Annotated in this window: 3 protein-coding genes; all 3 read left to right on the top strand. The window is 40.3% G+C overall.

What is annotated here, in order from left to right:
• A partial coding sequence (locus tag E1171_RS06330; RefSeq protein ID WP_187696299.1) for a tail fiber domain-containing protein occupies nucleotides 1–487 on the top strand: 487 nt, incomplete at its 5' end.
• 172 nt (nucleotides 488–659) lie between these two features.
• Nucleotides 660–3422: a tail fiber domain-containing protein gene (locus E1171_RS06325; protein WP_155205170.1), complete on the top strand. Its 2763-nt coding sequence runs from the start codon at nucleotides 660–662 to the stop codon at nucleotides 3420–3422.
• 180 nt (nucleotides 3423–3602) lie between these two features.
• Nucleotides 3603–4403 (top strand): hypothetical protein (locus tag E1171_RS06320; protein WP_155205169.1); only part of this gene is annotated, 801 nt, incomplete at its 3' end.

The raw sequence follows: 4403 nt of genomic DNA, 5'->3' as shown, positions 1-4403 counted from the left end.
AGAAGTAGGAGGACGTTTAGTAGTAGTAGCTGGGCCAGAGGGAGCCAATGGAATCAATCATATAGCCTTCTCGGTAGAAGGGGATAAAACTGCTAAGTTCCAGGGCGCAGGAGAATTCGAGAAACAAATCGTATCTAAAGGAGACATCATTGCTTTTTCCACCTCGGACCAACGCCACAAAACAGACATTAAACCTATTGCCAATGCTTTAGAAAAAATTGAGCAAATCGGTGGGTATACCTTCGAATGGAAGGACACACAAGAAATCCATCAGGGAGAAGATATAGGAGTAATTGCTCAAGAAGTAGAAAAAATACTTCCCCTCGACAATGTGGTCACTACCCGAGAGGATGGATATAAAGCCGTTAAATACGAGAAACTCACCCCTTTGCTCATTGAGGCCATTAAGGCCCTACGGCAGGAGGTGCAAGAATTAAAACAAAACCATCAACAAGAAATAGAGCAACTCAAAACCAAAATCAATTAGATAGGAAGGAGGGGAAAATCGGCGCAGGCATACGGCTTGCGCCCTTTGGCTTTTATGCCTAAGGGAATTTCCTACCTCTATTTTTTAAATTTTTAGAGGGGGATTTTAACCGCAAAAAAGAAGCTTATGCGGCTTAAATCCTCCGATAACAAAGGAAAACAGACAAAAGAAAATGGAAAAATTAAATTTTAGCAGTGGTGGACGCATGCTCCACCTTGATGACCTTCGTATTTTACAAGATGAAGTTTACAAAGCCATTGAAAACCAATACTTGGGCCTGGAGCCCTTTATTATGTCAGGCTGCCAGGTTGACCAAGACGATCATGGTTATAAGATTGCTTCTGGTCTCCTATACATTAATGGGAAGCTCTTAGAGTTTGCGGGTGCCAGTGGTCTGGAATCACTTACAGGCTACTTTAAAGAAGCCACGCCACAGGCTCGTTCTTTTTATCAACTGCGGTCAGGTGGCCAAGCACCCAAGAGGATACGGTACGAAGCAGAATTTGTAAGTGGTACCTTACCCGCTGACTTTAATGACGATTATCTCCTGATCAATGAAAATGGTGGAAAAACTTATTTTGATGTAATACCCCATACTTTACAGCAATTAACGGATAAAGGGGCTGTAACGACTAATGTTTTTACTGCAGGAGGGGGAGTTTTTAATGGGGATTTGATGGTAAATGGTAGAGGAAGGTTGGGAATTGGTACTTCAAACCCTACCAATTTACTTGAAATAGACCTTCCCACAGGAAGCAGTCAATATCATCAGGGAATACAGCTTAAAAGGGCGGACGGGTATCTACTAATGGCCAGCAACACAGGAGATTCTAATGCTTTTACCCCTTCTGTCATCGGGGTATCTACAGCCGATTGGAAAAATGCTCCTGGTCTAAGTATCAATGGAACACCAGCAAGCGATGATGTAAATCAAACCGCCATTATATTAAGAGGAAAAAAAGACGATATCAGTTTATCTCATTCCCCGATTGTTAAAATCCAGAATAACGCGACTGACCTTCTTACCGTGGGTGCAAGTGGAAATATTAAAGCCTCTGGAACAGCTACCTTCGAAAATCAAATTAATCTAATCTCCAATAATGGCCAAAGTTCTCTTATTTCCTTTTTAGAAGACGGAAATTCTGTAGGGTATATAGGAAGAGCCGCTGATAATCCAAATGACTTGTCCATAAACTCCCAAACAGGAAACATGAAATTTTTTGTTGAAGGAGAATATCCTCTTAGAATTTCAAAGAATGAAATCCTCATTCAAAAACCTTTGGAAGTAGATAATAACTTGGAGGTATCTGGAACTGGAAATTTTGAAAGTGATTTTACCATTAATGGCTTAGTTCGCATCAACAAAAGAATTGTTGGAGGTGGTGAAGGCAGTACTGCATTATCCATTATTGAAAATGAAAGAAATGGAAATGGGGCCCATTTCTTATCAGAAGGTGCAAATAATATAGCCTTGGTTTTCAGGAGGACAGAAGATGGACTGGAAACCACTAGAATTGGGACTTCTTCCCATTCTTACTTTAACTCACCTGGTGTAAGACTAGGGATAGGCACAGACTCTCCCACTGAAAGATTAGAAATAAAAAATGGGAATGTCAAAATTGAAGATGGGGATCTACTGGTCTCAGGATCTGCAAAATTTAGAGATGCACTTTTTGAAGATTTATTAGAAATAGCTCTTCCTACAGGGAGTAATCAATATCAAAAGGGGGTAAAAATAACTAGAGGAGACGGTTATTTACAAATAGGAACCGGGACGGGAGACGAATTTAGTGCTTTTTCCCCCACCATTAGTGGGGTATCTACTGCCGATTGGAATCATGCATATGGATTAATCATTAGTGGGCAACCCGCAAGTGATCAGGTAAATCAACCAGGAATTATTTTAAGAGGAATTAAGGAAAGTAATAAACTAGTTAACTCTCCAGTCTTAAAAATACAAAATGACACATCAGATCTATTTACAGTAGGCCCAAGTGGGGACATAGGCATCAGTGCTACTTCCCCTATTTCTATTCATCGTGACACTCCCCTTTTTGCAGGAGTGAGTCCAAAAATGGAAATCCGAACAGGAAGCACTGTGGACAATTACGAAGAATGTATCACACTTAGGCACAATGGAATAGGGCCTGATAAAATGTTACGAAGGTTAGGTCTTCTCATGAAATTAAGCAGTGAAAATACAACAGGAGAATCCCACAAAATGGGCGGGTTAGTATTGGAGTCTAACGCTGAATGGGCTAACTCTCCTTCCCTATATTTGGTCACCGCCAATCAAAAAAGACTCACAATTAGCAACAGTGGAAACATCGGCATAGGTACTACTTCCCCTATCAATCCCCTTGAAATAATAAGCAATCAAGATGATAAGGGATTGAGAATAGGTGCTGCAGGAAAAGAAACAGTTATTGCCTTACATATCTCCGGTAACGATTATGGATACCTTAAACTAGGGGAAGGAACACATTTAAGAAGTGGTAGTGATCAGAGCTCTTATTTTGAAGGAAATATCATATCTCAAAAAGATATAATTGCTTTCTCTACTTCCGACAAACAACATAAAACAGACATTAAACCTATTACAAGTGCTTTAGAAAAGATTGAACATATCGGTGGTTATACCTTTAAATGGAAAAATACACAAAACACTTTTGAAGGGACAGACATAGGGGTTTTGGCCCAAGAAATAGAAGAAATACTTCCTATAAACAATGTGGTCACTACTCGAAAAGATGGTTTCAAAGCCGTCAAATATGAGAAAATCACTCCTCTACTCATTGAAGGCATAAAAGCACTCAAGGCCCTACAGCAACAACAAGAGGAAAAAATGCAACAGTTGGAAGGGAAATTGGCACGTTACGAAAGCCAAATTCCCTTACTATGCCAATGCTATAAAAACAGGAAGGGAAACCCCTAATTAAGAAATGCCCTGCACTTTGCAGGGCACCATCTTTTTTAGAAACAATGGAAACGAACGGACACAAGATCCGAAAACTCCTTTTTAAAAATGGAAGGGATTACTTTCTACATTTCTCTATTTCACCCATTAATGGGGTTCGATAAAACGACAACAAATTTAAAATAAACAACAGACATAATGGAAAAATTAAACCTAACCACCGGTGGCCGTATGCTGCACCTGAACGACTTTCAGGTCATGCAAGATGAAATTTACAAGGCCATTGAAGGACAGTTTGAAGAATTAGCCCCCTTCATCATGAGTGGTTGTAAAATCACGGAAGATGAACAAAATGGAGGATACAAAATTAGTAAAGGATTGGTATTCATCGAAGGCCAATTGCGGGTAGTAGAAGAACAAAGAGGATTACAAAACTTTCCTAAATACCTTGTAGCCTCCGCCCCTCATGCCGTAGATTTTTACCGCTTAAAATCGGGCGGGCAGGCTCCCAAACGTATTCGCTATAATGCCGAATATCAAAATGAGGAACCAACTGGGAAAGACTTCATCAAACTGAGCCCAGAGGCTCCAGGCCAAACTTATTTCGATGTCATTCCGCATACCCTCCAGCAACTGACCAATAAGGGTGCTACAACTACTAATGATATCTGGTTAAATAACCTATTTAGTGAAGGGAAAATTAAAGGTAAGGCCCTGGAAATTGCCCAATCCATTGATGTCACCGGTTTACTGAATCCTTCTTCCGGCACCAGTATGAACATGGCCTTCAGTACCGACGACTATGGCTTGCTTCGTGCCAGAAACTGGGAAAGCGATGAGTGGAAACCCATACAATATCAGGCTGCTGAACATCAGTTTTCTGAGGGGGATGTCAAAATAGATAGAAGCCTACAAATAAATGGAAACTTTTTTTCTACAGGTTCTGGTGAATTTAAAGACTTGAAAATAACCCCAGGAGATAATCAAGATTCCTTTACC

Origin of the sequence: Xanthovirga aplysinae, from assembly GCF_009711365.1 — a bacterium.
Classification (GTDB): Bacteria; Bacteroidota; Bacteroidia; order Cytophagales; family Cyclobacteriaceae; genus Xanthovirga; species Xanthovirga aplysinae.
Note: the sequence above shows the minus strand (reverse complement) of the source record. Positions and strands in the feature narration are given on the sequence as shown.

Bases quoted from the DNA above. Each gene is read 5' to 3' on its own strand.
- E1171_RS06325 (WP_155205170.1), top strand. From the start codon at position 660: ATGGAAAAATTAAATTTTAGCAGTGGTGGACGCATGCTCCACCTTGAT.